A 510-nucleotide genomic window follows, 5' to 3' on the forward strand; every position below is an offset into this window, starting at 1 on the left:
GCCTTTTGATCCTGCTTGAGGTGGTGAAATTTCTTGACGACGTACTTCGTCGCATCAGCCCCAAGCATGATGGAACTGGAAAGCGCTTTAATCAGATCTTCCGCAGTCGAAATATCCTTCTCAAGGATACTGAGCCCATCGATAAATTTCGGTCCGCCGCTCGAATGAAGCTTTGTGGAAAGCACTGAACGGTTGTTTATACCTGACAGTTTCCGCTGGGGATTGACTGGAAGATTGAACAACACATCTGACCGAATTTTTTGCTTCAGCTTGGCGAAGCTAGTCGAACCCGGGGCATTTCCGTTAAGCTGACCAGTATGTGTACGTTGATTGACCTTCAATGGATTTCCATTTTGAGATGTTGGTGAACTATCCGTTCGCGCTGGCTTCGACGCTCCCGTTCATGCCCCCCACAACGTGTGCGTTCGATGACCACCGCTGCCCTACAGAGCATAGCGATAGCGAGGCTTCTGCCCCATGAAACCGCAGAGCGCCCGCCCTCCGGCGGCT

General features: G+C 51.6%; 1 protein-coding gene. It reads right to left on the minus strand.

What is annotated here, in order from left to right; genetic code table 11:
- Positions 1–341, minus strand: a 341-nt coding sequence (locus AWB78_RS47475; protein ID WP_157697939.1) for a hypothetical protein, incomplete at its 3' end; no start/stop codon positions are given.
- Positions 342–510: the final 169 nt, after the last annotated feature.

Origin of the sequence: Caballeronia calidae (genome assembly GCF_900044055.2) — a bacterium.
GTDB lineage: Bacteria > Pseudomonadota > Gammaproteobacteria > Burkholderiales > Burkholderiaceae > Caballeronia > Caballeronia calidae.